Genomic DNA, 23,320 nt, shown 5'->3' on the forward strand with positions numbered 1-23,320 from the left:
CCATCCAGGTTGCACGATGCTCGATCGCTGCGCGGTTGATGTTTACCTCAACATCATTTGTGATTTTTGCTTCATTCTTAATCATTTCTTAAACCCCTCCTTCTGCTTATCTAATCCGATAAGTTTTCGTTAATACCTATGTGTTAATCATATCAGTTTTTAAGCAAATGTCAATACCGTACTTTGTTTATTTTTTATATTTTTCTCATTAATTCAACTGTTTTTTTATTATTTTTACATGTTCACCGGTTTGCATTAGCTTTTTTTACGTATATTCTCGATATTTTTGCATCTAAATTGTGCTATTATTCCATCATTTTTACTTGCTTTTTTTGTTTCCCCACTATATACTTAATTTAAATTACACAATCAAAACAGCACAATTATAGAAAGCAGGCTCAAACTAATATGACATGTTCAATCCCCACAACCAACAATTCTAATTTAAAAGAATATATCCATGACCAGATCCTGAAAGATGTCATTGAAGGCACTCTGCAGCCCAATATGATCCTCCATGAAAAAAAGCTTATGGAGCAGTACGGTGTCAGCCGGTCTCCCGTGCGTGAGGCCCTGATCCAGCTTTGCAGCGAAGGTACTCTATGCAATTATCCCAAGCGCGGATACGAAGTTTCTTCCATCACAGAAAAAGAAATCCAGGACATTGTACATTTCCGCATCGCAGTCGAATGTTCATTTCTTATGCAGTGTGGTCCAAACATCAGCGATGAAACCCTGAAAAAGCTGGACGAATGCATTGCCGACCACGCGGTTCTTCAGGCCAACGGCCTTACAGCACTGCAGCACTGGACCTCCAACATGAAATTCCATCTTCTGCTCTTTTCAAGCTATGATAATCCCTATACTTATCAGAAGCTCAAAGAGGCTATAACGATCCAGACCCGGTTTTACGTCCAGAAGCGTTCCAAAAAATGGCAGACTCCCGTCTTCACCGACCGGGATGTCCTGCACCAGGCCGTTCTGGATTACCTGAAACAAAAAAATTACGCCATGGCATCCAGCATTCTCAAGGCAGATATTGAAGACCGTTCTGCCGTCTGACTGCGCCATGAAAAAAGCACCGGATTTTGCCCCCGGTGCTTTTTTATTTCAAATATTAAGTTTTATGCCATTCTCGCTTTTAATGTTCTCATATAACGTTCAAACACTGCAAACGTAATGATCGTGGTCAGCGGATTGGACACTGCTTCAGCCGCATAAATTCCCCACACTCCGATAAAATGCGGCAGGATCAGGGCCAGCGGCACCAGGATCAGTACCTTTCTCATGATTCCAAACAGAAAAGAATACCGTGTGTTGCCCATGGCCACAAACGCATTCTGGTTGATCATCTGAAATCCCAGGAACAAAACGGTGGAAAACATGATCCGCATGGTCTTTTTTGTCAGCAGGATAAGCTCCGGATTATCTGAAAACATCCCGCAGACAGTCTCCGGAAAGAATACCAGCGCCGCCCACATCAGGGCCGCACATCCAACGCTCAGAATCCGCGCATAATGAATGGTCTGCCGGATCCGGGCATAATTTTCTGCACCGTAATTGTAGCTGAGCAGCGGCTGAGCTCCGGTCACAATGCCAAGAAGCGGCATAAAAAACACCTGGCTGGCACTGCTCAGGATTGCCATGGAAGCAAGATGCAAGTTTGCCTGCTCTCCTCCGTAAGCCAGAAGCAGCCGGTTGAGCAGAATCACAACGATGGATTCGTTAATACGGAAGGTGCAGGGCGAAACCCCCAGTGCGCAGGTTGACAAAAGGATCTGACGGTCCGGCCTCATATCCTTTAGGCAGATCCGGATCCCGGATTTCTCCGATGACAGGAAATGAACGATCCACACGCAGGAAATAAACTGTGCCGTCACCGTTGCAATGGCCGCTCCGCGCACTCCCATATGAAGCACATAGATCAGGATCGGATCCAGAATGATATTAACTACCGCTCCGATCACCACTGACATCGTTCCGATCACCGTGTGTCCCTGGGTATTGATGAACGGATTCAGTCCCAGCGCAAACTCGACAAAAACGGTTCCGAACAGATAAATAGTCAGATATTGTGACGCATACGGCAGTGTTTCAGCATCCGCGCCAAACAGGACCAGAAGCGGCTCCAGAAAAAGCAGGCATACCGCCATCATGACAACCGAAATGGCCAGCAGCAGCGTGATCGCATTGCAGAGATATTTCTGTGCTTTTTTCTGATTGCCCTCCCCCAGAGCAATCGAAGCCAGCGGCGCTCCACCCATACCCGGCAGGCAGCTGAAGGCTGCGATCAGCATCGTGATCGGAAATGTCAGGCCGATCCCGCTCAGCGCAAGCGTACCATCTCCCGGCATATGGCCAATATACATACGGTCCACAATGCTGTAAAGCGCATTCACCAGCTGTGCCGCCGTTGCCGGAATTGCCAGCCGGACTAAAAGCGGCAAAATTTTCGCCTGCCCCAGCTGTTCGTTCATAGCATCTTTTGTGTTACTCATCTTCTCCTCCTCAATATGATACAAATATCTTCCAACTAATCATATCACATTTTTCACAAAGTTCACCTGTCTTTTTCAGTTTTATGGAATTTATCGGATAAATGTGATATGATTACCTTTATAAGAAAACAAAATACAGGAGGGAACTGTCATGGATCTTGGATTAACCGGAAAAACCGTCGTAGTCACCGGAGGCAGCAAGGGGATCGGATACGCTGCAGCAGAAGCATTTCTGAAGGAAGGTGCCAGCGTTGCCATCTGCTCGCGCCACGAAGAAGAGCTCAAAAAAGCCGCAGAAACACTTTCCCAGTACGGTCCTGTCTATTACGAGGCATATGATGTCGTGGATGCAGAATCCAATTACCGTTTTGCAGAGCATGTCAATCAGAAATTCGGCAGCCTGGATGTCTGGGTCAATAACGTTGGCGTCTCCGGTCCCAAAAAGGGAGACGAATACGATGACGAAGAAATTGATTTCATGACTGGTGTCTGTTTTAAATCGGTGGTCTATGGCTGTCAGGCTGCGTTCCGCTATATGAAGAAGCAGCATTCCGGAGCCATCGTCAATGTAAGCTCCCTTGCCGCGCGCTGTCCCTCTGCCGGCCGCAGCACCTTATACGGGCCTTTAAAATCTGCCATCAACAACCTGACCAACACCTTTGCCGGAGAATATTGTCCGTACAATGTACGTGTCACCTGCATTATGCCAGGTTTTACCCTGACACCGGCAGTGAAGCAGACTATCAGCCCGGAAGAGCTGAGCATGAACACCCAGGCCACCCTGCTGCGCAGGGCAGCCATGCCGGAAGAAATCGCACGGCCCATCGTCTTCCTGGCCAGCAGCGCAGCAAGCTACATGACCGCTACCACCATTGAAGTTTCCGGCGGCCGCAGCATGACGCTCAATCCTTCCTTTGCATACGACCGGCTTGCCGCAGCCGAAAACAGATAATACCAGATTCAACATTGAGCAGAAGGGACATTTCCACATGGATCAGATCAAAACCGCCGGCATCATTGCCGAATATAATCCGTTTCATAACGGCCATCAGTATCAGATTGAAGAAATCCGCCGTCAGACCGGCGCAGACTTTGTCATTGTCGCCATGAGCGGAGACTTTGTCCAGCGCGGAGAACCGGCCATCTTCGATAAATACACGCGTACCCGCATGGCACTGTGCGGCGGTGCAGATCTGGTCGTGGAGCTTCCCGCACTGTTTGCCACCTCCAGCGCAGAGGATTTTGCTGCCTGCGGCGTGTCATTGCTTGGCAGCCTCGGAACCGATTTTTTATGCTTTGGAAGTGAATCCGGAAATCTCTCTCATCTGCAGAAGGCTGCGGAGATTCTAAGCGAAGAATCCGCAATATGGCAGCCCCTGCTGCAGACCTATCTGAAGCAAGGTGAAACCTACCCATCTGCCAGAAGCCTCGCCGTGGCAGAGCTCACCGGAGACCCCGGGTTTTCCACACTGCTGGCCACGCCCAACAACATCCTCGCAGTGGAGTATCTCAAAGCACTGAAACAGCAGGGAAGCTCCATGATCCCGGTTACCATCCGTCGCAGAGGCTGCGGATATCATGACACAGAATTCTCCGGTCCCTACGCCTCGGCATCTGCGATCCGGCTGCTCCTAAGCCAGTCTGCCGTTTTGGCATCTCTGGAGACACTGCGCATGCAGATCCCTCCGGCCGCCTTTGATGCACTGCTGAAGGAAGGCGCTCTTGCAAAGCCGGTATTTCCGGACGATCTCTCAGAGCTCCTGCAATTTCGGCTTCTTTCCGCCGTTCACAGGGAAGAAGACCTCAACCGCTTTTTGGACTTTTCCTTCGATCTTGCCGCAAGGCTCACCCGGCAGGTTCTCCATTTTGCTCCCTTCAGCGAACAGATCCTGCAGCTGAAGACAAAAGGATATACTTACACCAGAATCAGCCGGGCTCTTCTGCACCTACTCCTCGACATCACAAAAGAGCAGAGCAGCCAGGCCAAAAGCCTTGGCTATGCGCCTTATGCCCGGATCCTGGGCTTTAAAAAATCAGCAGGTCCGCTGCTCTCCCACCTGCGTAGGCAGAGCCGTATCCCACTGATCACAAAAACGGCAGATGCCAAAAAACTGCTTTCCCCGGAAGCCATGAAGATTCTGGAAACCGATTTTTATGTATCCCATATTTATCAATCTCTTCTGGCATCCCACGGAAGACTGATGCGCAATGAATATACAAAATCCGTCATAGTCCTGTGACCATGACGGATTGTTTTATTTTTTCTGACCCAGTAATTCATATAACGTAGGATTAATCTGTAAAAAATCCAGGATCTCCCGGATCTCATTCTCATTATGCTTCGGCCTGCCCTCATACACAGCACGCAGAAGAATATTTTTCGGAGTATGCTCCATGTCGATAAACTCCAGGATCTGGGTACGGTAGCCCTGCTGTTCCAGAAGCTCTGCACGCAGCGCGTCGGTATACAGCGCAGCCATCCGTTCTTTGATCAGGCCATAATGCAGCACCGGCTCCAGCAGATCATTCTTCATCTGCTTATTCAGCTCATGCTGGCAGCATGGTACAGACAGAATAACTTTCGCGCCCCAGCACACAGCCTTCGCCAATGCGTAATCCGTTGCGGTATCGCAGGCATGGAGTGTTACAATCATATCCACATGATCCACGCCCTCATAGGACGCAATATCGCCATGGTAAAATTGAAGTTTGTCGTATCCATACTGCTCTGCAAGCTTTTGGCAGCGGCTGATGACATCCTTCTTTAGATCCAGTCCGATAATGCGGATCGGATACCCTTTCATCTCATGCAGATAATAATACATGGCGAACGTCAGATACGACTTGCCGCAGCCAAAATCAATGATCACATTTTCCCGGTTCTTATCCAGCTTCGGCAGGATATCCTCAATAAATTCCAGAAAACGGTTGATCTGTCGAAATTTGTCGTAACGGCTTTTTATTACCTTTCCATCCGGGGTCTGCACGCCAAGATCTACCAGGAACGGGACCGCATGCCCCTCCGGAATCACGTAACGTTTCTGGCGGTTATGCTGCAGCTTTTCCTGCAGTTCTTCCGAAAACTGACCGTCTGTTTTTGCTGCCTGGATCTTTGCAGGTCCATGTCTTCTGGTTTTCACCGTGGTCGTGCCCTTTTTACTGACTAAAACCGTGGCACTTCCAAGCTCTGACAACACCTCTGCCTGTTTGAAGCTGCCGGAAAGCTGATCCGTCAGGTAGACCTTCAGTTCTTCCGCACTCATGTTCTTATGAAATGCCTGAGTTTTTGTAAATTCTTCTGCCTGAAAAACCAGCGCGCCCTTCATGAGCATGGGGCGCACTTTCACTTTTAACAGATGATCTTTTTCAGCCGGATTACTCAATACAATCTGATCCAGCTGTTCATTGATAAAATCGTCCAGCATGGACGCTAACGTTTCTTTTGCCATAATCTCTCTTTTGATTTCTGCCTGCTTAGTTCTTAAAGCTGTGGATCGGAGCCGGGATGCGGCCGCCGCGGGTCACAAATTTCTCACAGGAATACTGATTGACCGGCATAACCGGCGCATAGCCAAGCAGACCGCCAAACTCAACGGTATCGCCTACTGCCTTTCCGATCACAGGGATCAGACGGACTGCCGTGGTCTTCTGGTTGATCATACCGATAGCCGCTTCATCTGCGATGATGCCGGAAATCGTGGTTGCCGGAGTATCTCCCGGAATTGCGATCATATCAAGACCTACAGAGCAGACACAGGTCATGGCTTCCAGCTTCTCGATGGTCAGCGCACCAAGCGTAACCGCATCGATCATGCCCTGATCCTCACTGACCGGAATGAATGCACCGCTCAGACCACCTACATAGGAAGATGCCATAACACCACCCTTTTTCACCTGGTCGTTCAGCATAGCCAGGGCTGCAGTCGTTCCCGGCGCACCCACGCGCTCCAGGCCAATCTCCTCCAGAATCTCTGCCACGCTGTCACCAACAGCCGGGGTCGGAGCCAGAGACAGATCAATAATACCAAACGGTACGCCAAGACGTCTGGATGCCTCCTGGGCAACCAGCTGGCCCACACGGGTAATCTTGAAGGCAGTTTTTTTGATGGTCTCGCAGAGCACTTCAAAGTTCTCACCCCGGGCCTTTTCCAGTGCTACCTTAACAACGCCAGGACCGCTGACGCCTACATTGATGATAGCGTCTGCTTCCGTCACGCCATGGAACGCGCCTGCCATGAACGGGTTATCGTCCGGTGCATTGCAGAATACTACAAGCTTTGCACAGCCCAGGGAATCATCTTCCTTTGTGGCCTCTGCCGTTTCTTTAACGATCTCACCCATAAGACGGACTGCATCCATATTGAGTCCGGTCTTGGTGGAGCCAACATTGATGGAGCTGCACACACGCTCGGTCTCAGCCAGCGCCTGCGGGATGGAGCGGATCAGATTTTCCTCTGCCGGAGTCATACCCTTGGAAACCAGCGCAGAATAACCGCCGATAAAGTTTACACCCACTTCCTTTGCTGCCTTATCCAGAGTTTTTGCAATCGTCACAAAATCCTCCGGCGCTTTGCAGGCACAGCCGCCTACCAGCGCGATCGGAGTAACCGAAATACGCTTGTTTACGATCGGCACACCAAAGTCTCTTGCGATCTCTTCTCCGGTGGATACCAGATTCTTTGCATAAGTGGTAATTTTTTTGTAGATTTTCTCATTCAAAGCCTGCAGATCATCGTCGCAGCAGTCCAGAAGACTGATGCCCATGGTAATGGTACGAACATCCAGCTTCTCATGTTCGATCATATTGTTGGTTTCAATTACTTCAAACATATTCAACATGGCTGTATCCTCTTTTCTCCTGTCTTTTGACTAAATACGATGCATCTTGGTGAAAATTTCCTCACGCTGGCACTTGATGGCCACGCCGATCTCTTCACCAACTTTCTCCAGCTCGGTTGCTATTTCGCCAAAAGATCCGGTTGCATGCTCCATGTCCGCGATCATCATCATGTTAAAATAATCCTGTACAATGGTCTGGGAAATATCCAAAATGTTTACCTGTTTTTCTGCCAGGTATGTACATACCTTAGCGATAATACCTACGGTGTCTTTTCCTACAACTGTGATAATTACCTTGCTCATGTGGCTATCCTCCGTTTATATGAAAGTATAATATGATAATTCCGGCCCGGATGCTTTGACACCCTGCCGGAGTTATTGCTTAATGAAACAGGTTTTTACAGATGGATGATCTGTGACATCTCATCCCGTTTTGCAACTTCAATCGGAAAATCCTTCGCCTTATATGGAGTATCCCCCTGGTCAATCTCAAAGCGGACCGTCTCATAGGCAAGTGCCTCGTAGTTGTTCTCTTTGCTCAGATGACCCAGTAACACATATTTTAACTTATCATTCAGAATATAATTTAAAAGCCGCCCCGCATTCTCATTGGACAAATGTCCATGATCCCCTAAAATACGGCGCTTCAGATAATATGGATACGGTCCTGTCTCCAGCATGTTGACATCATGATTCGCCTCCAGTAAAAGCGCATCCAGATCCTTTAGATGATCAATGACATACTGATCGTAATGTCCCATATCCGTTGCCACCGCTACACTTGTGCGCTCATGGCTCACCCGGTAAGCTACCGGATTGGCCGCGTCGTGATGGATGGAAAAAGGTTCCAGGGTAAGATCCCCTATCTGAAAATCCACATCCGGAAGTATCGGATGCAGAAGTTCTTTCGGATACTCCCCAAGCCTCGTATTGGCAGCTATTTCCTTCAGAGTTTCCTCTGTTCCGTAGATCGGCACATGATGCTTTCTCGCAAGAACGCCAAGGCCTTTGATGTGGTCGGAATGCTCATGGGTAATGACCACTCCGTCCAGCTCCGCGCCCTTGAGTCCGATTTCATTCAGGCCCTGCTCTATACGCTTATTGCTTATTCCGGCGTCCACCAGAATATGGGATTGATCGGAGCCTACATAAATGCAGTTTCCGCTGCTGCCGCTGGCAATGCTTACTAATCTCATTGGTTGTTTCCTTTATGTTTCCAGCCGATGTTTTCAAGAATCTGACGGATCTGAATTTCCGCAGATTCCACCGTGCCGCTGTTATCGATGACAAAATCCGCCAATTCGGAAAACTGTTTCCGGTCTGCCTGGTTCTGCATGATATGAATGCATTTTTCCCTGGTATACCCGCGGTTTGCCATCAGCCGCTGAATACGGATCTCATCCTGCGTATCTACATACAGCAGATACCGGCAGACTTCCCGGCTGCGCTCATCGAAAAGCGCCGCCTCCACGACAACCAGTTCCGCACTGCTTTCGCGGATCTGGCGTTTGATCTCATTCCATGTGAGTGGATGGATCAGGGCGTTGACCCGTTTGAGTGCCTCCGGGTTTTCAAAGATCTGCTCCGCAAACCGTTTGCGGTCCAGCGTACCATCTGCCTGCAGGATACCGTTTCCAAACAGGCTTACCAGTCCGGTAAGCCCGGGCTGTCCGGGTTCTTCCAGCTGCCGGGCCACAAGATCTGCCTGGATCACCTGCGCACCGTATTCCTCAGAAAACAGTTCAAGGATCCGGCTTTTACCGGCTCCTACTCCGCCGGTGAGGCCAAGTACCATCATATTAATTGCCCATCTTCTCTCTCATTTTGGTTTCATGCTGCTGTAATAAGGACAGGAGAAGCTGCTTGGTGATGCTGATATTTTCCCCGTAAGGATTGATCACAAATCCCTTTAAGTCATTAACCTGACGGATCAGAATGTTGCCAAAATCCTCCATGGTCATGATCAGCGCCTGGTCATGGCTTCCATCTTCATTCCATTTGGAATACTCATCCATATCGGTAAATGCAAGATAATATTTCTCGCCTTCCGTGTTGGTGATGCTCTCGAAACGGATCCAGGTAGAGGGACCCTTTTTCTCGGTCAGAACCGTCTGCTTCTGGATCGGAGAAAGAAGACGCGCATCCATCAGTGCTGCTGCCATCTGGCTGCGTGTGATAAAGTCGTCATGCTTTAATACTTCCTGAAGTGCTGCTACCAGCTTCGGATTCTTAACACTCTCAGAACTCTGATTTGATTTATTCATAGAAAAACCTCTCTTTTCTTCTCGTCGTTCGGCTCGTGACTTCGTCACTCTTTTTCCTCGCCGTTCGCTGTAACCGTGCAAGCACGCTTCCAGCTCACTTGCGCTCGTCACATTATAACACACATTTTATTTTGCGTCTAGCCAGTTGTCTCCGGTATGGGCTTCTACCTCCAGAGACACCTTCAGATCTGCGGCATGCTTCATCCTGTCGGTTAAGATCTGTACCACCTGCTCTGTCTCGTCCCTGTGGGTCTCCACCAGAAGTTCATCGTGGACCTGAAGGACTATGCGGGAGCGCAGATGCTTTTCCCGCAATTCCCGGTCTACCGCGATCATGGCCAGCTTCATAATATCTGCCGCCGTTCCCTGAATTGGGGAATTCATGGCTACACGCTCACCAAAGGAACGCTGCATGAAATTTCCGGATTTCAGTTCCGGGATCGGACGTTTTCGTCCGTACATGGTGGTAACGCAACCCTGTTCTTTACCAATCTGTACCTGTTCATCCAGAAAGCGCTTCACACCCGGATACGTCTCAAAATATTTATTAATATACTCCAGCGCTTCCTTCCGGCTGATGCTTAAGTCCTCACTCAGTCCAAATGCACTGATGCCGTACACAATACCGAAGTTAACTGCCTTGGCATTGCGCCGCTGCAGCGGTGTCACCTCATCAAGCGGCGTGTGGAACACCTCCGAAGCCGTGATCGCGTGAATATCCTGGGCATCCCGATAGGCACTGATCAGGCGTTCATCGCCGGACATATGCGCCAGAATACGAAGCTCGATCTGGGAATAGTCTGCATCCACAAACACATAGCCATCTTCCGGTACGAATACCTTGCGGATAGCACGCCCAAGCTCCATGCGCACCGGAATGTTCTGCAGGTTCGGCTCAGTGCTGCTGATACGCCCCGTAGCCGTGATGGTCTGATTGAATTTTCCGTGAATACGTCCGTCTTCCCGGATAAAGCCGGCCAGTCCCTGGGCATAGGTGGAATTCAGCTTGGTCAGCTGACGATAATCCAGGATCATCTGAACCACCGGATAATCCGGCGCCAGCTTCTCCAACACATCCGCCGCAGTGGAATAACCGGTCTTTGTCTTCTTTCCGTGGGGCAGCTGCATCCGCTCAAACAGGATTTCTCCCAGCTGCTTCGGAGAATTAATGTTGAATGTTTCACCGGCCAGCTCATAGATTTTCTGTTCCAGTGTCACGATTTTTTCTTCCAGCTGCTCTCCGTAAATCTTTAACTGCTCCTTGTCTACCCGGATACCGGCCTGCTCCATATGATACAGGCTATAGATCAGCGGCATTTCCATCTCCATGTAGAGCTTCAGCATGCCTTCTTTTTCCAGGCGTTCTTTTAAGATGCCTGCGGCCTTGTATGCCACATAAGCCATATAGCAGCCACAGGTCACCGCCTCCGGAGTCTCTGTTTCCAGAGCCTTTGCAAGGCTCTGCCTGCCCAGCAGGTCCGTTCCAGAGGGCACCGTCATGCCGAGATAATCCCGCGCAAGATCATCGTACTCATAGGTGTCCTTTAACGGATTTAACAGATAGCCTGCAACGCCCATATCGACAACCGGACTGTCGTAATCCAGATTCAGATACGGCAACTGGGATTTCAAATCCAGGACAGCCACCGGTTCCTGCTCAGGAGTACGTTTCATGATCAGTTCTTCCAGATGGTCACACAGATAACTTCCTGTCAGAAAGCCTGCTGACGGGATGGTGTAAATTTCTTCCTCACCGATGCAGATGGCAAGACCTGCAACCCCGGTCTGTGAAAGAATGAGCTGGCAGCCCACCTGCTCTGCCGTTTTTGCCTTTTCAAAGATCTGTTCCGCGCCGGAAAGATCCTCCACGCTCCAGAAATGCTCTTCCACCGAGTTACCGCCCATCTCCTGTACATCAAAGCGGGCCAGGATAGACTTGAATTCCAGCCGTTTCATATACTGGTAAGCCTCAGGCGTGTAAAGATTCTCAAGCTTTGCTTCTTCATATTCAAAAGGGATCGGACAGGTAATGCAGATTTCAGCCAGTTCCTTGCTCATAACCGCCAGATCGTAATGCTCTTCCAGCGCTTTTTTCGCTCTGGGCGGCTTCACCTCGTCCAGATGCGCATAAGCATTCTCGATGCTTCCGTAAGCCACGATCAGATTTGTGGCTGTCTTCTCTCCAATGGAAGGAACGCCCGGAATATTGTCGGAAGTATCACCCATCAGCGCCTTGACATCAACGAACTCAGTCGGCGTTACCTGGTACTCCCGTTTCACATCCTCCGGATAATAATCATAGATCTCCGTCGTTCCGCGGCTGGTCTTCGGGATCCGGATCTTGATGTGGGTATCTGAAAGCTGTAAAAGGTCCCGGTCACCCGATACCACGGAAACCTCCTCACCCTCTGCCTGACAGCGCTTGGCGATGGTCCCCAGAATATCATCTGCCTCATAGCCAGCCATAGTCAGGATCGGTACGCCCATTGCTGCGAGCACCTCTTTCATCAGCGGTACCTGCTCGCGCAGTTCCTCAGGCATCGGTTTTCTGGTTCCCTTGTAGTCCGCATACATTTTGTGGCGGAACGTCGGCTCTTTTAAATCAAAAGCCACCGCCAGATGATCCGGCTTCTCTTCCTCAAGGATCTTAAACATAATATTGAGGAACCCATATACCGCATTGGTATGAAGTCCCTCAGAGTTTGTCAGTTCCGGCACTCCGTAAAACGCGCGGTTTAAAATGCTGTGCCCATCTATTAAAACCAGTTTTCCCATGGTTTCTCCTTTTCCTGTTTGTTACTTTGCACTGCACTGCTGATCAGCCCAGGATCCATATACGGATCTGCATCAAAAGCATGACCAGAACAGAAGCAATATCCAGAGTATCCGTTGCATAGCAGATCACCTTACGAAGCCGCGCTGTGCGCACTGTGAGCCAGGCATTCTCCATGCTTTCTTCCAGGGAACCGGCAATATCATAAACTCCGCTTCCGCTGTCCAGCTGCCGGAGGCCAAGCGAAACGGTATAATAGATTTCCAGTTCTTCCCTGCAGGAAGAGCAGCTCTTTATGTGTTTCAAAAACTGCTCCAGCTGCACTTCATCCAGCTGGTGGTTAATGTAAGGCATAACCATTTTTTCAATTTCCCTGCATGAAGCCATCCTCTCACCTCCGATTCTGCATAAGCCGCTTCCGCAACACCTTTTCACAGATGTTTCATCAGCCGAACAATATTTTCTTCACTTCTGTCCCCATGAATACATACCATCATACAATACTCTGCTTAATTTTTCAATTTCTTCCTTTATTTATTTTACGTCAGATTGACTTGATTTTTATTCTTTGTTAAAATTACTTTCATTATGAATACCGGTCCCCATTTTGTCCGGTCATACGAAAGGAAGGATCCCCACATGCCCAAATTAAACGAACATTATCAGGATTTAAAAGAAAGCTATCTTTTTGCGGAAATTGCGCACCGTGTTGCTGCCTACGAGGCCGAGCATCCGGATGCTAAGATCATCCGTCTTGGAATCGGCGATGTCACACTCCCGTTAGGAGACCTCGCCATCAAAGGCCTGCACGAAGGTGTGGACGCCATGGCTTCCGCCGAAACCTTCAAGGGTTACGGTCCGGAGCAGGGCTACGCATTCCTGCGCGATGCCATCTCCGCTTACTATGCACGCAACGGTGTATCCGTGGATGCGGCTGATATCTTTATCTCCGATGGCGCAAAGAGCGATACCGGCAATATTTCCGAATTATTTGACAACGACAACGTGATCCTGATTCCGGATCCGGTTTACCCTGTTTACGTGGATTCCAACATCATGAACGGAAAAAAGGTTACCTATTTATCCGGAAACGCAGAGAACAACTTCCTTCCGATGCCGGATCCGTCTGTTCATGCAGATATCATCTATCTCTGCTCCCCGAACAACCCGACCGGTGCGGTTTACAATAAAGAACAGTTAAAAGAATGGGTTGACTATGCGCTGAACAATCATGCAGTCATCCTCTTTGACTCCGCTTACGAAGCATTCATCTCTGATCCGGAACTTCCGCGCAGCATTTACGCGATCGAAGGCGCAAAAAAATGTGCCATTGAGTTCTGTTCCCTGTCCAAGACGGCAGGCTTCACCGGAACCCGCTGCGGCTACACCGTAGTTCCGAGAGAATTGGTTTTTACCGCCTCCAACGGCCAGGAAATGTCCCTGCACGCTATGTGGAACCGAAGACAATCCACCAAATTCAACGGAACCTCCTATATCATCCAGAAGGGCGCTGCCGCAGTCTTCACTGAGGAAGGCATGGCACAGTGCCGCGAAAATATTGCCTATTACCAGGAAAACGCCCGCATCATCGCAGACACCTTAACACGCAGGAACATCCGGTTCTTCGGCGGCGTACACTCTCCTTACATCTGGTTTGAGTGTCCGGACGGCATGGAATCCTGGGAGTTCTTTGACTATCTCTTAAATAACGCCCAGGTTGTCGGAACGCCAGGCGCAGGCTTCGGCGAAAACGGTAAAAATTACTTCCGTCTGACCTCCTTCAATAACCACGAAAATACCATCGCAGCCATGAAACGTTTTGAGCATCTGTTCTAATTTGTATTGTTTCTATAATAATTGTAGATTCAATAGACACAAATATTGGAAAAATCCCTTGCAAAGCGCTGTCACTTATGCTACAATATTTTTTGCGTAAGTAAGCCGGCGTGGCGGAATGGCAGACGCATCAGACTCAAAATCTGACGGGGGCAACTTCGTGCCGGTTCGAGTCCGGCTGCCGGCATCCTTGGCAGGGGCAAGAGCTTCGGATCACTGATTTCAGTGGTTCGGGGCTCTTTCTTTTTTATTCCTGTTTTCTTTACTCTCTTTACAAAATTCTTATTTCTTTTCCTCCATCTATATTTCTTCTCGACTTTGCGCTATAATGTAATGAACACAAAGAAACTCCATTATTTTCGACATGAAGGAGAACACTATGATACCAAAGAAATCAAAATACGCACTGACGGTTACCCTTCTGGCCCTCAGCACAGCCTGTCTCGCCACCGGGTGCAAAAAGAAACACGATAAGATTGATCTGTCCGGCAGCCAGGCTGCGGAAAGTACCGTTCAGACTGCTCCTGTTTCCACCACCGCAGCGGAATCGGAAACCAGTTCATCCATCACCATCGAACCAGGCATTGAAAACGCGCAGTCCCAGGGAACTTCCGCCGGAGGTGCCGCCACATCCCTTTCCCTGTCCGTTAAAACAAACACCTACCAGAATGGTAATGTTTCCATTCAATATCCAGTCATTTCTGATAACTCTGTGAAACCGGAAATCAACGATCATCTGAAAGATAATGCCCTTTCCATCCTGAAAGCCTGGGAAATCGATGAAGCCAAAGACACCCTGAATATTACCTGCAAAGTCCTCTCTGCCACAAAAAACCGTATCACGGTCCGCTACGATGGCAATGTTATGACGGACGGCGGCATACACCCAACTGCTATCTTCTACACAAACACGCTAAGCTTAAGCTCCGGCTCTGATATCGGTCTTTCTTATCTGGCCGATCCAGCCACTCTGGCTTCCTATGTACTGTCCGATGACTGTACCTTCCCGGAAACTGATGCCGAAACCGCTGCCGCAGCAAAAACCTTTCTGAAAGAGTCCGATCAGTCTTACTATACCGCACTTTTCCAGAACGCTGATTTTCCTTACCAGGAAACATTCCCGGAATGTTTCAGCTATGAGTACGAAGGCTCTATCTATTTCTCCCTTCCGGTAGCACACGCTCTGGGAGACTATATTCTGGCTGTCTACACTCCGGAAAACAAATAAAAGAAAGATGAGGATTTTATCTTATGGAAAACGTAACCATCTTCAACCACCCGCTGATCCAGCACAAGATTTCCATTCTCCGCAACAAAAACACCGGGACCAATGAATTCCGCTCCCTAATTGAGGAAATCGCCATGCTCATGGGATATGAGGCTTTGCGCGATCTTCCCACCGAGGAAGTAGAGGTGGAAACTCCGATTGAAACCTGCATGACCCCAATGATTGCCGGAAAGAAACTGGCTGTTGTCCCGATCCTGCGGGCCGGACTTGGCATGGTAAACGGCATCCTGGCTCTGGTACCAAGCGCAAAGGTCGGCCACATCGGCCTGTACCGGGATGAGGAGACCCACGAACCACACGAATACTACTGCAAGCTCCCAACTCCGATCGACCAGAGAACCATCGTTGTCACCGACCCGATGCTGGCCACCGGCGGCTCTGCCGTGGCTGCCGTGGATTTCATCAAGCAGCATGGCGGAAAGAAGATCAAATTTATGGCCATTATCGCAGCGCCGGAAGGACTGAAGCGCCTGCACGAAGCACACCCGGATATCCAGATCTACGTAGGACATCTGGACCGCTGCTTAAACGAAAACGCCTACATCTGCCCGGGACTGGGCGATGCAGGCGATCGAATCTTTGGAACCAAATAAAAATATTGAGACGGAACCACTAAAAGGTCCGAAGTTCCGGAAACCGCGTACAGAAACGCAGAAACATTGGAATTTTGCGCTTTGTTCACTGCGCCGCCTATTGTCCGACCTGCGACCCAAACTCGCACGCGCTGCGGGCTCAAACAAGGGGCTCCGGTCTGACGCTATGCTCGCTCACAAAGCAAATTCCAATGTTTCTGCGTTTCTGTACGCGGTTTCCGGAACTTCGGACCTTTTCGTGCTATTCCCTTAAATTGTTATTTACTGTCTCTTCGCAACTTCTCCCTGCTGTTTGTAGATGGAGTCTGCATCGACTGCGGTGCGGACGCTGGAGAGCGGGTAGACGCTGCTGTTCTTTCCAATGACGGTCCCCGGATTTAATACAGAGCCGCAGCCTACTTCTACGCAGTCACCAATCATGGCGCCGAATTTCTTTAAGCCGGTTTCGATGTCGCCGTCTTCTGCGTGTACTTTGACCAGTGCTTTATCGGAACGAACGTTGGAGGTGATGGAACCTGCGCCCATGTGTGCTTTGTAGCCCAGAATGGAATCGCCTACATAGTTGTAGTGCGGTACCTGAACACCGTCAAACAGAATCACATTCTTTAATTCCGTGGAGTTTCCCACTACTGCTCCCTTGCCAACGATAACTTTACCGCGGATGAACGCGCAGTGACGCACTTCTGCCTCCGGTCCGATGATGACCGGCGCAATGATGCCTGCGGTCGGTGCGATGTGGGCAGATTTGTGAATCCAGATGCCCTCTGCCGGGTTTGCGTACTCATTCTTCGGAAGGGTTTCGCCCAGGCGCTCTACAAAATCACCAATGTGAGCCAGAACTTCCCACGGATAAGTAAACTGTTCTAACAGTTCTTTCGCCACGGTGTTCTCCAGGCTGTACAGATCACTGATCTTCATTTCTTCTTTTTTCATGATCATATCCTCTTTTCTTTCTTAAAGATATATACTCAGCTGCCTTTGAAAAGTGCAGGAGGGTTTCTGTTCTGTATGATTCTTTTCCAGACCAGGCTGCCTTACTTTTTCGAGTAGTTCTGCCCAGCTGTCTCAAAATATTCCCGGAGCTGATACTGGTTGTTCAGGCGCAAAACCCCGTAGGTTCTTCCAGCTACGAAATGTTCCAGTTTTTCCATATACTCGTCCGGAGTGATGGAGCCCTCTGCCACATAGGTAAGCCCCTTCTCCCAGCTTGCCGTCAGTTCCGGATTCAGAAGCTGGCGGATGGATGCGCCGACCACATCAAACACCAGCTCTCCTAAAAGCGTTGGCGTGATGATCTGGGTCTTGCCATTTAACGCCAGGTATTTGATATTGACCAGCTTTTTGAGGATTTCCGCGCGGGTCGCGCTGGTGCCGATGCCGCTTCCCTTGATCTGGGCGCGAAGTTCCTCGTCCTCAATAAGCTGTCCTGCGTTCTCCATTGCCAGGATCATGGAACCGGAAGAATAACGTTTTGGAGGGGATGTTTCCCCTTCCTTGATGGCAAAGCCATCCACCGGAAGCTGCATGCCCTTTTTCAGGGAAGCCAGCATAGCAATGAATGCCGGATTTTCCATATCCTTTTTGTTGATTTCGGACTCGTCCTTGTCATCTGTCTCCCCGTCTGCCACCTGACCGCCGGATGCTGCGGTATCATCCGCTTTCTTCCGCTTCGGCACCTCGGCCACCTTTAAATAGCCCTGCTCTGTAAGCACACGGAAGCTGGTAAAGAAATGCTCCTGGCCACAGGTCAGCTCCAGCGCATACTTCTGATAAATCGCCGCAGGATAAAAAATGCTTAAAAATCTTCTGGCAATCACCTCGTAGATTTTCATGCACAATGGTGAAAGACTGCGCATGGCACCAAATCCCTGCCCCGTCGGTACAATCGCATAGTGGTCCGTGATCTGTTTGTCATTGACATATCGGGTCTTCATAATCCCCTGATAAGACCCCTGGTCCAGGATTTCCTGGGCAAAGCCTTTCATTGGCTCAAAATTTTTCAAACCTCCGATATTCTTTGTTATTTCTTTGGCTACAGCTGTTGAAAGTACGCGGGCATCAGTACGCGGATAGGTTACCAGCTTTTTCTCATACAGTTCCTGCACGACCTTCAGGGTTTCATCCGGGCTGATCTTGAACATTTTTGAGCAGTCATTCTGAAGCTCTGCCAGATTATAAAGCAGAGGCGGGTTCTTGGTTTCCTTCTTTCGTTCCACCTTGCTTAAGGTTCCCGACAGCGGATCTGTCTCTCTAAGCTGGGCAATCAGCGCTTCCGCATCCTCACGCTTTTTAAAGCCATTCTCTTTATATAGCTTCGGAGACCGGAAATAGCGGGAGCCCTCCACACTTCTCCACTCCGCGTCAAACTTCATATCCTGGGATAAAAAGGTACCGATCACCCGGTAAAACGGGGTCTTCACAAACTCCCGGATTTCCCGCTCCCGGCGCACCACCATGCCTAACACACAGGTCATGACACGCCCTACAGAAAGCACCGTACGGTCTGTCTTTAAAAAGGCTGAGATCGTGGGACCGTATTTTAAAGTCAGCAGACGGGAAAAATTAATTCCCATCAGATAATCTTCTTTCGCTCTCAGATAAGCAGAGGCTGCCAGATTGTCATACGCACTCCAGTCCTTCGCTTCCCGGATTCCGCGTAGGATTTCTTCCTCCGTCTGGGAATCGATCCAGACACGCTTTCTGATCTTGCCCTTTACCCCGGCCATCTGGTCCACCAGACGGTAGATGTACTCTCCCTCACGTCCAGAGTCGGTGCAGATATAGATGGTATCGATATCCGGACGGTTCAGCAGGCGGCTGACAATGGCGAACTGCTTCGAGACGCCGTCGATCACCTGATATTTAAACTCCTTCGGCAGAAACGGCAGTGTCTGCAGGCTCCAGCGCCGCAAAGCCTGGTCATATGCCTCCGGATAGCTCATGGTCACCAGATGTCCTACACACCAGGTCACGACCGCGGTACCGGACTCAATATAACCGTCTGACCGCCTCGCGGAAATCCTGAGTGCGTCCGCAAACTGCTGTGCCACACTTGGCTTCTCCGCTATGTATAATGATTTTCCCATAAAATCAGGATTCCTTTCTGCTGTTTCATTGTTGTATGCCGGCCGCCAGCTTCTTTTTCAATGTCCGCCAGGCATCTTGGTGTTCTACATAATATTTCGGGCAGTTCTTTCCGCTCACATCGTAATGGCGGATGATATGCTTTTCATTTAAAGAGAGTTCCCTGCAGAGCCACCCGGTCAGCCTGATCAGTGATTTGATCGTAGCATCCGTAAAGCGTCCGTCCGAATCCGGGTGACAGCACTCGATCGATACTGTATCGTCATTGAGCGGATAATTGCCGTAAGCCACTTCATCTAATGGGATACACTGCAAAATCGTCCCGTCAGAACCAATGATATAATGACTGCTGGCCGACACCGTCTTTGATCCGCTCTGATCCTTCAGGCCCTCAAAATAGTTCCGGTTCTGTTTCGCGCTTGTGCCCGGGTTAGCCACATAATGAATGACAATATCCCGCACATGTTCCCGCTTTGTTCCCGGCCTTGAATAAGGATTCACAGTAAGGAAATCCTGAGTATACCAGTCCGGCGCCTGAATCTGTGAAAGATGCTGCTCCGTCTCCCGGTTATGACTCCGGTAAAGCAGCAGACCGGACACCAGCAAAATGGCCGCAAGCAAAGCCGCATCCACAGCAAGAAGAATATGCATTCGCATGTTTCTCCTTCTGTTTCTTTCATTTTCCGTATCCCGTTCCATGCCGCATCCGCTCCTTTGTATGCAAACCTTGCTTCAGTATACCACAATTTCAGACCCGCGAGAACCATTTTCTTGCCAGACTCCCGCTTTCTGTCCCCTAAAATGAATTACAGGCGCACGCCCCCGCGCCGCCTGTATGTAATATGGAACTGCTCCGTGCCTTCACAGTTACATGATCTGGCTTTTAGTGCTGTTTCTGGATATACCCCTGATAAGCCAATGTGGTAGCCAGATCTGCATGTCCCAGCATGGTCTGCACAGCCTGAATATCCGCTCCGCTGCTGATGAGATGGGCGGCAAAGGAATGGCGCAGGGTGTGGGGAGTGATATCTGCCTGGATCCCGGCCTTGTCCCCGTAATACTTCACGATCTTCCAGAAGCCCTGACGGGACATCTGTTTTCCGCTGCAGTTGGTAAACAGCCAGGAAGAGTCATTTCCTTTTAAAAGGTCCGGTCTTGCCTTATCCAGATAAGCCCGCAGATACTGGTTCACCTTTTTATCAAATGGGATCACCCGCTCCTTTTCCCCGTCCCTGCAGGTGAGAAACCCAACTGCCAGATTCACATCCTGAAGTTCCAGTCCGATCAGCTCGGAAACCCGGATCCCGGTTGCATAAAGAAGCTCCAGCATTGCCTTGTCACGTACCTCTTTTGCACCTTCGCCCTCCGGCTGCTCCAGAAAACGGTTCACTTCCTCCACACTGAGGATCACCGGAATCTTTTTCTCGATCTTCGGTGTTTTTAAAAGCTCTGCCGGATCCCGACGGATGTTTCCCTCCATCAGCTCATAATGAAAGAACGCTTTCGTAGATGCCAGGATGCGGGAAATGGTCGTGGTGGCCTTTCCCTTCCGTTCCAGATAGGAAATATAAGAATTCAGACAGGTTCTGGTCACCTTGGCCGGTTCTTTAATTCCCTGGCGTTCCAGATACTCCTTAAGCTGCCTTAAGTCTCTCTGGTAGGATACCACTGTATTTCGGGATGACTGTTTCACATCCTCAAGATAATGAATGAAAGATTCTATTTCTGTCGTCATATTCTTAAACTCCAACTTTCCCCAAGCGATATTTCCCACCGTTTCCGCAGGGATGGGCAAGAGCCGCTTTGCTGCCCCAAAATCCCATAAAACCTGTCTGTTTCGGTAATGTGAATACCATTATATCCGCATTTTCTCATAAAATCAAACACATATTTCCCACTTTTTTATCCGTTTCAGCATGATTTACATAAAAATACAACATGTTGGAAAAGCAGTTCTTTCTATCTCAACATGTTGTAAATTTTGTTTTGTATTTTTTTAAAACAATTTCAAGATCAACGGACTGACGTAAAGCTCCATCCAGATCCCGGCTGCCAGCAGGATGATCGTGATACAAAACAGACGTTCTTTCTGCACAGGGCGGTCCGATCGTCCACAGATCAGCAGCAGAAAGAAACCGGGCAGATAGGCCAGATCCTGCGGAAAACCGGAAGCCAGAAATAGAAAGCCTCCAGAAACGCCGCGGCTCCATACCAGCAGACTTAAGAGCATTCCTCCGCAAACCCCCGCAGCAAGTCCGAGAAACAGGCTTGCTGATCTCCGAAGCCTGCTGCGCATCATGACATAGACGACTGCTGCCTGCAAAATCCGAACTGCCAGAAGCCAGATCCTCCTGGTACGGTCCAGCTCAGATCCTTTCGACCAGCAGCCGGCTATTCCCTGATAAAGCACTTCATAATTTACAATATTCCGGTAAAACAGAGCATTACACAAAAGTACCGCGATCAGCCATCCTCCCAGAACTGCTGCTGCCAGGACAGATAACGAACGTTCCATTCTCATAAACAGGCTCCACCGTTTTTTCTATCCTATGCAGACAGACAGTCCCCCTATTCTGCTTTTCCATGTATCGTTTTACTTTCCGTATTTTGCGGCGTAAGCCATAATGCCTGCAACAGTCTTGGCATCTGTCATTTTTCCGGTATAGATCAGCTTCTGAAGGTCTTCGATGCTCCAGCGTTCTACATGGATGACCTCATCCTCGTCCAGATGCTGATGAGACGGGATCAGATTTCTGGCAACAAACACATCAATGGCTTCATCACAGAACGCAACCGTAGTATTCAGGCTCATCAGATATTCCAGCTTTTCACAGCGGTATCCGGTTTCCTCCTCCAGTTCCCGGTAAGCACACTCGATCTTCGGTTCATCCGGCGCATCCAGCTTGCCTGCCGGAATCTCCAGCGTTTCCCGGTCCAGGGCATTGCGGTACTGGCGCACCATAAGAAGCTTTCCGTCATCCGCTACTGCCACCACTGCAGCCGCTCCGTCATGATGGATATAATCCCAGTGAGCCTCGTGACCATTGGCGATGACAGTGTCCTCATAGATTTTTAAAATATTTCCTGTATATTTCAGCTGACGGTCCTTGCGGATGACCGGTTCGATCTTTGCTCCATTCTCCATCTGCCCTGCATTCTGATTCTGTGTTTCTTCCATGCTCATGATGAATTCCTCCGTTTTCTGATTTATTACTGGATTCCTTTACATTTTGCGTAGCAGGCATCGGTTGCCTTGAACACGGCGTTGCGCATGCCATACTCTTCCAGCGCTGCCACACCGGCTATGGTCGTTCCGCCCGGGGAGCAGACCTTATCCTTTAACAGGCCCGGATGTTCCCCGGTCTCCAGTACCATCTTCGCACTGCCAAGAACTGCCTGAGCCACCAGCTTGTATGCATCTGCGCGCGGGATTCCATATTTTACGGCACTATCGGCCAGTGCCTCAATGAACATATACACATAGGCCGGAGAACTTCCGCTGGCACATACCACCACATCCATCAGCTTTTCTTCTACTACAGTCATTCGTCCAAAGGAAGTAAAAAGCGTTTCGATCATCTGCTTCTCTTTGTCAGAAAACAGTGCCTTGTCATAGCAGACACCAGTCATGCCCTCTCCCACCAGAGCAGGTGTATTCGGCATAGCACGGACAATGCGGCACTTTTTCCCAAATCGTTTCTGAAGGTCCGCAATGGTAATACCCGGTGCAATAGAGATAATGATCTGTTCCTCTGTCACTGCATCCCGGATTTCTCCAATGACCGTATCAAACTGCTGCGGCTTTACTGCCAGCACCAGACAGGCGCTTTCCTTCGCGCAGGTTCTATTATCTGCAGCATAAGAAACTCCTGTTTCTGCTGCCACCTGTTCCATATGCTCTTTGTTTCTTGCTGAAAAGATGATCTGGTCCGGCACTTTGGACTTTAAAAGACCCTTTAAGATCGCATAGCCCATATTACCCATACCAATGAATCCAAACTGCTTCATGTCCGTATCCTCCTGTCTGCCTGTTAATGCGCTTGTTCCCGTGACTTCGTCACTTGATTTCCTCGCCGTTCGCCGTAACCGTGCAAGCACGTTTCCGGCTCTCTTGCGCTCGTTCCCGTGACTTCGTCACTTGATTT

Annotated in this window: 22 protein-coding genes and 1 tRNA gene; 7 read left to right on the forward strand and 16 right to left on the reverse strand. The window is 49.5% G+C overall.

The window, feature by feature from the left end; genetic code table 11:
- The first annotated feature begins 408 nt into the window (after positions 1-408).
- Positions 409-1,062, forward strand: a complete 654-nt coding sequence (locus tag DW819_RS04455; protein ID WP_118732251.1) for a GntR family transcriptional regulator — start codon at positions 409-411, stop codon at positions 1,060-1,062.
- 62 nt (positions 1,063-1,124) lie between these two features.
- Here the strand turns inward: DW819_RS04455 and DW819_RS04460 are convergent, their stop codons facing one another.
- Positions 1,125-2,498, reverse strand: coding sequence for an MATE family efflux transporter (locus DW819_RS04460; protein ID WP_118732252.1), 1,374 nt, complete (start codon positions 2,496-2,498; stop codon positions 1,125-1,127).
- A 151-nt stretch (positions 2,499-2,649) separates the two neighbouring features.
- Between DW819_RS04460 and DW819_RS04465 the strand changes: the two genes are divergently transcribed.
- Together DW819_RS04465 and DW819_RS04470 are read left to right on the forward strand one after the other, a co-directional pair.
- A complete protein-coding gene (locus DW819_RS04465; protein ID WP_118732253.1) occupies positions 2,650-3,450 on the forward strand; it encodes an SDR family oxidoreductase in 801 nt (266 codons plus the stop codon).
- Between the two features lie 37 nt (positions 3,451-3,487).
- The gene (locus DW819_RS04470) at positions 3,488-4,738 is read left to right on the forward strand and encodes a nucleotidyltransferase (protein ID WP_118732254.1); all 1,251 of its coding nucleotides are present in this window, start codon (positions 3,488-3,490) and stop codon (positions 4,736-4,738) included.
- A gap of 15 nt (positions 4,739-4,753) precedes the next feature.
- Here DW819_RS04470 and DW819_RS04475 read toward each other — a convergent pair whose 3' ends face one another.
- From DW819_RS04475 to DW819_RS04510, 8 genes are all read right to left on the reverse strand, one after another.
- On the reverse strand, positions 4,754-5,947 hold the full coding sequence (locus DW819_RS04475; RefSeq protein ID WP_118732255.1) for an SAM-dependent methyltransferase: 1,194 nt from the start codon (positions 5,945-5,947) through the stop codon (positions 4,754-4,756).
- A gap of 25 nt (positions 5,948-5,972) precedes the next feature.
- Positions 5,973-7,337 carry a PFL family protein gene (locus DW819_RS04480; protein ID WP_118732256.1) on the reverse strand — a complete coding sequence of 455 codons (1,365 nt, stop codon included), beginning with the start codon at positions 7,335-7,337 and terminating at the stop codon, positions 5,973-5,975.
- 30 nt (positions 7,338-7,367) lie between these two features.
- On the reverse strand, positions 7,368-7,640 hold the full coding sequence (locus DW819_RS04485) for an ACT domain-containing protein (RefSeq protein ID WP_118732257.1): 273 nt from the start codon (positions 7,638-7,640) through the stop codon (positions 7,368-7,370).
- A gap of 95 nt (positions 7,641-7,735) precedes the next feature.
- Entirely contained in the window at positions 7,736-8,533 is a 798-nt protein-coding gene (locus DW819_RS04490) for an MBL fold metallo-hydrolase (protein WP_118732258.1), read from the reverse strand.
- Positions 8,530-9,135 carry a dephospho-CoA kinase gene (gene coaE / locus DW819_RS04495; RefSeq protein WP_118732259.1) on the reverse strand — a complete coding sequence of 202 codons (606 nt, stop codon included), beginning with the start codon at positions 9,133-9,135 and terminating at the stop codon, positions 8,530-8,532. The genes DW819_RS04490 and coaE overlap by 4 nt, the downstream gene beginning before the upstream one ends.
- Before the next feature lies 1 nt (position 9,136).
- Positions 9,137-9,601: an SseB family protein gene (locus tag DW819_RS04500; protein ID WP_118732260.1), complete on the reverse strand. Its 465-nt coding sequence runs from the start codon at positions 9,599-9,601 to the stop codon at positions 9,137-9,139.
- 126 nt (positions 9,602-9,727) lie between these two features.
- Entirely contained in the window at positions 9,728-12,376 is a 2,649-nt protein-coding gene (gene polA / locus DW819_RS04505) for a DNA polymerase I (RefSeq protein WP_118732261.1), read from the reverse strand.
- A gap of 43 nt (positions 12,377-12,419) precedes the next feature.
- Entirely contained in the window at positions 12,420-12,761 is a 342-nt protein-coding gene (locus tag DW819_RS04510; RefSeq protein WP_118732262.1) for a zf-HC2 domain-containing protein, read from the reverse strand.
- A 252-nt stretch (positions 12,762-13,013) separates the two neighbouring features.
- Between DW819_RS04510 and DW819_RS04515 the strand changes: the two genes are divergently transcribed.
- The 4 genes from DW819_RS04515 to upp all read left to right on the forward strand — a co-directional run bounded on the left by DW819_RS04515 (position 13,014) and on the right by upp (position 16,091).
- Positions 13,014-14,210, forward strand: a complete 1,197-nt coding sequence (locus DW819_RS04515) for an LL-diaminopimelate aminotransferase (protein WP_118732263.1) — start codon at positions 13,014-13,016, stop codon at positions 14,208-14,210.
- A 104-nt stretch (positions 14,211-14,314) separates the two neighbouring features.
- Positions 14,315-14,397, forward strand: a tRNA-Leu gene (locus DW819_RS04520).
- A gap of 192 nt (positions 14,398-14,589) precedes the next feature.
- On the forward strand, positions 14,590-15,438 hold the full coding sequence (locus tag DW819_RS04525) for a hypothetical protein (RefSeq protein WP_118732264.1): 849 nt from the start codon (positions 14,590-14,592) through the stop codon (positions 15,436-15,438).
- Between the two features lie 23 nt (positions 15,439-15,461).
- A complete protein-coding gene (upp, locus tag DW819_RS04530) occupies positions 15,462-16,091 on the forward strand; it encodes a uracil phosphoribosyltransferase (RefSeq protein ID WP_118732265.1) in 630 nt (209 codons plus the stop codon).
- A gap of 261 nt (positions 16,092-16,352) precedes the next feature.
- Here upp and DW819_RS04535 read toward each other — a convergent pair whose 3' ends face one another.
- The 7 genes from DW819_RS04535 to proC form a co-directional block, all read right to left on the reverse strand.
- The gene (locus tag DW819_RS04535; RefSeq protein WP_118732266.1) at positions 16,353-17,024 is read right to left on the reverse strand and encodes a UDP-N-acetylglucosamine pyrophosphorylase; all 672 of its coding nucleotides are present in this window, start codon (positions 17,022-17,024) and stop codon (positions 16,353-16,355) included.
- A 101-nt stretch (positions 17,025-17,125) separates the two neighbouring features.
- The gene (locus DW819_RS04540) at positions 17,126-19,177 is read right to left on the reverse strand and encodes a DNA topoisomerase (protein ID WP_118732267.1); all 2,052 of its coding nucleotides are present in this window, start codon (positions 19,175-19,177) and stop codon (positions 17,126-17,128) included.
- Between the two features lie 25 nt (positions 19,178-19,202).
- On the reverse strand, positions 19,203-19,826 hold the full coding sequence (locus DW819_RS04545) for a peptidoglycan recognition family protein (RefSeq protein ID WP_243025568.1): 624 nt from the start codon (positions 19,824-19,826) through the stop codon (positions 19,203-19,205).
- Between the two features lie 232 nt (positions 19,827-20,058).
- Positions 20,059-20,910: a site-specific tyrosine recombinase/integron integrase gene (gene xerA, locus DW819_RS04550; protein ID WP_118732269.1), complete on the reverse strand. Its 852-nt coding sequence runs from the start codon at positions 20,908-20,910 to the stop codon at positions 20,059-20,061.
- A 261-nt stretch (positions 20,911-21,171) separates the two neighbouring features.
- Positions 21,172-21,696: a hypothetical protein gene (locus tag DW819_RS04555; protein ID WP_118732270.1), complete on the reverse strand. Its 525-nt coding sequence runs from the start codon at positions 21,694-21,696 to the stop codon at positions 21,172-21,174.
- 72 nt (positions 21,697-21,768) lie between these two features.
- On the reverse strand, positions 21,769-22,353 hold the full coding sequence (locus DW819_RS04560; protein ID WP_243025578.1) for an NUDIX hydrolase: 585 nt from the start codon (positions 22,351-22,353) through the stop codon (positions 21,769-21,771).
- Between the two features lie 32 nt (positions 22,354-22,385).
- A complete protein-coding gene (gene proC / locus DW819_RS04565) occupies positions 22,386-23,183 on the reverse strand; it encodes a pyrroline-5-carboxylate reductase (protein WP_118732272.1) in 798 nt (265 codons plus the stop codon).
- Between the last annotated feature and the right edge of the window lie 137 nt (positions 23,184-23,320).

It is taken from the genome of Clostridium sp. AM33-3, assembly GCF_003480315.1.
Classification (GTDB): Bacteria; Bacillota; Clostridia; order Lachnospirales; family Lachnospiraceae; genus Brotaphodocola.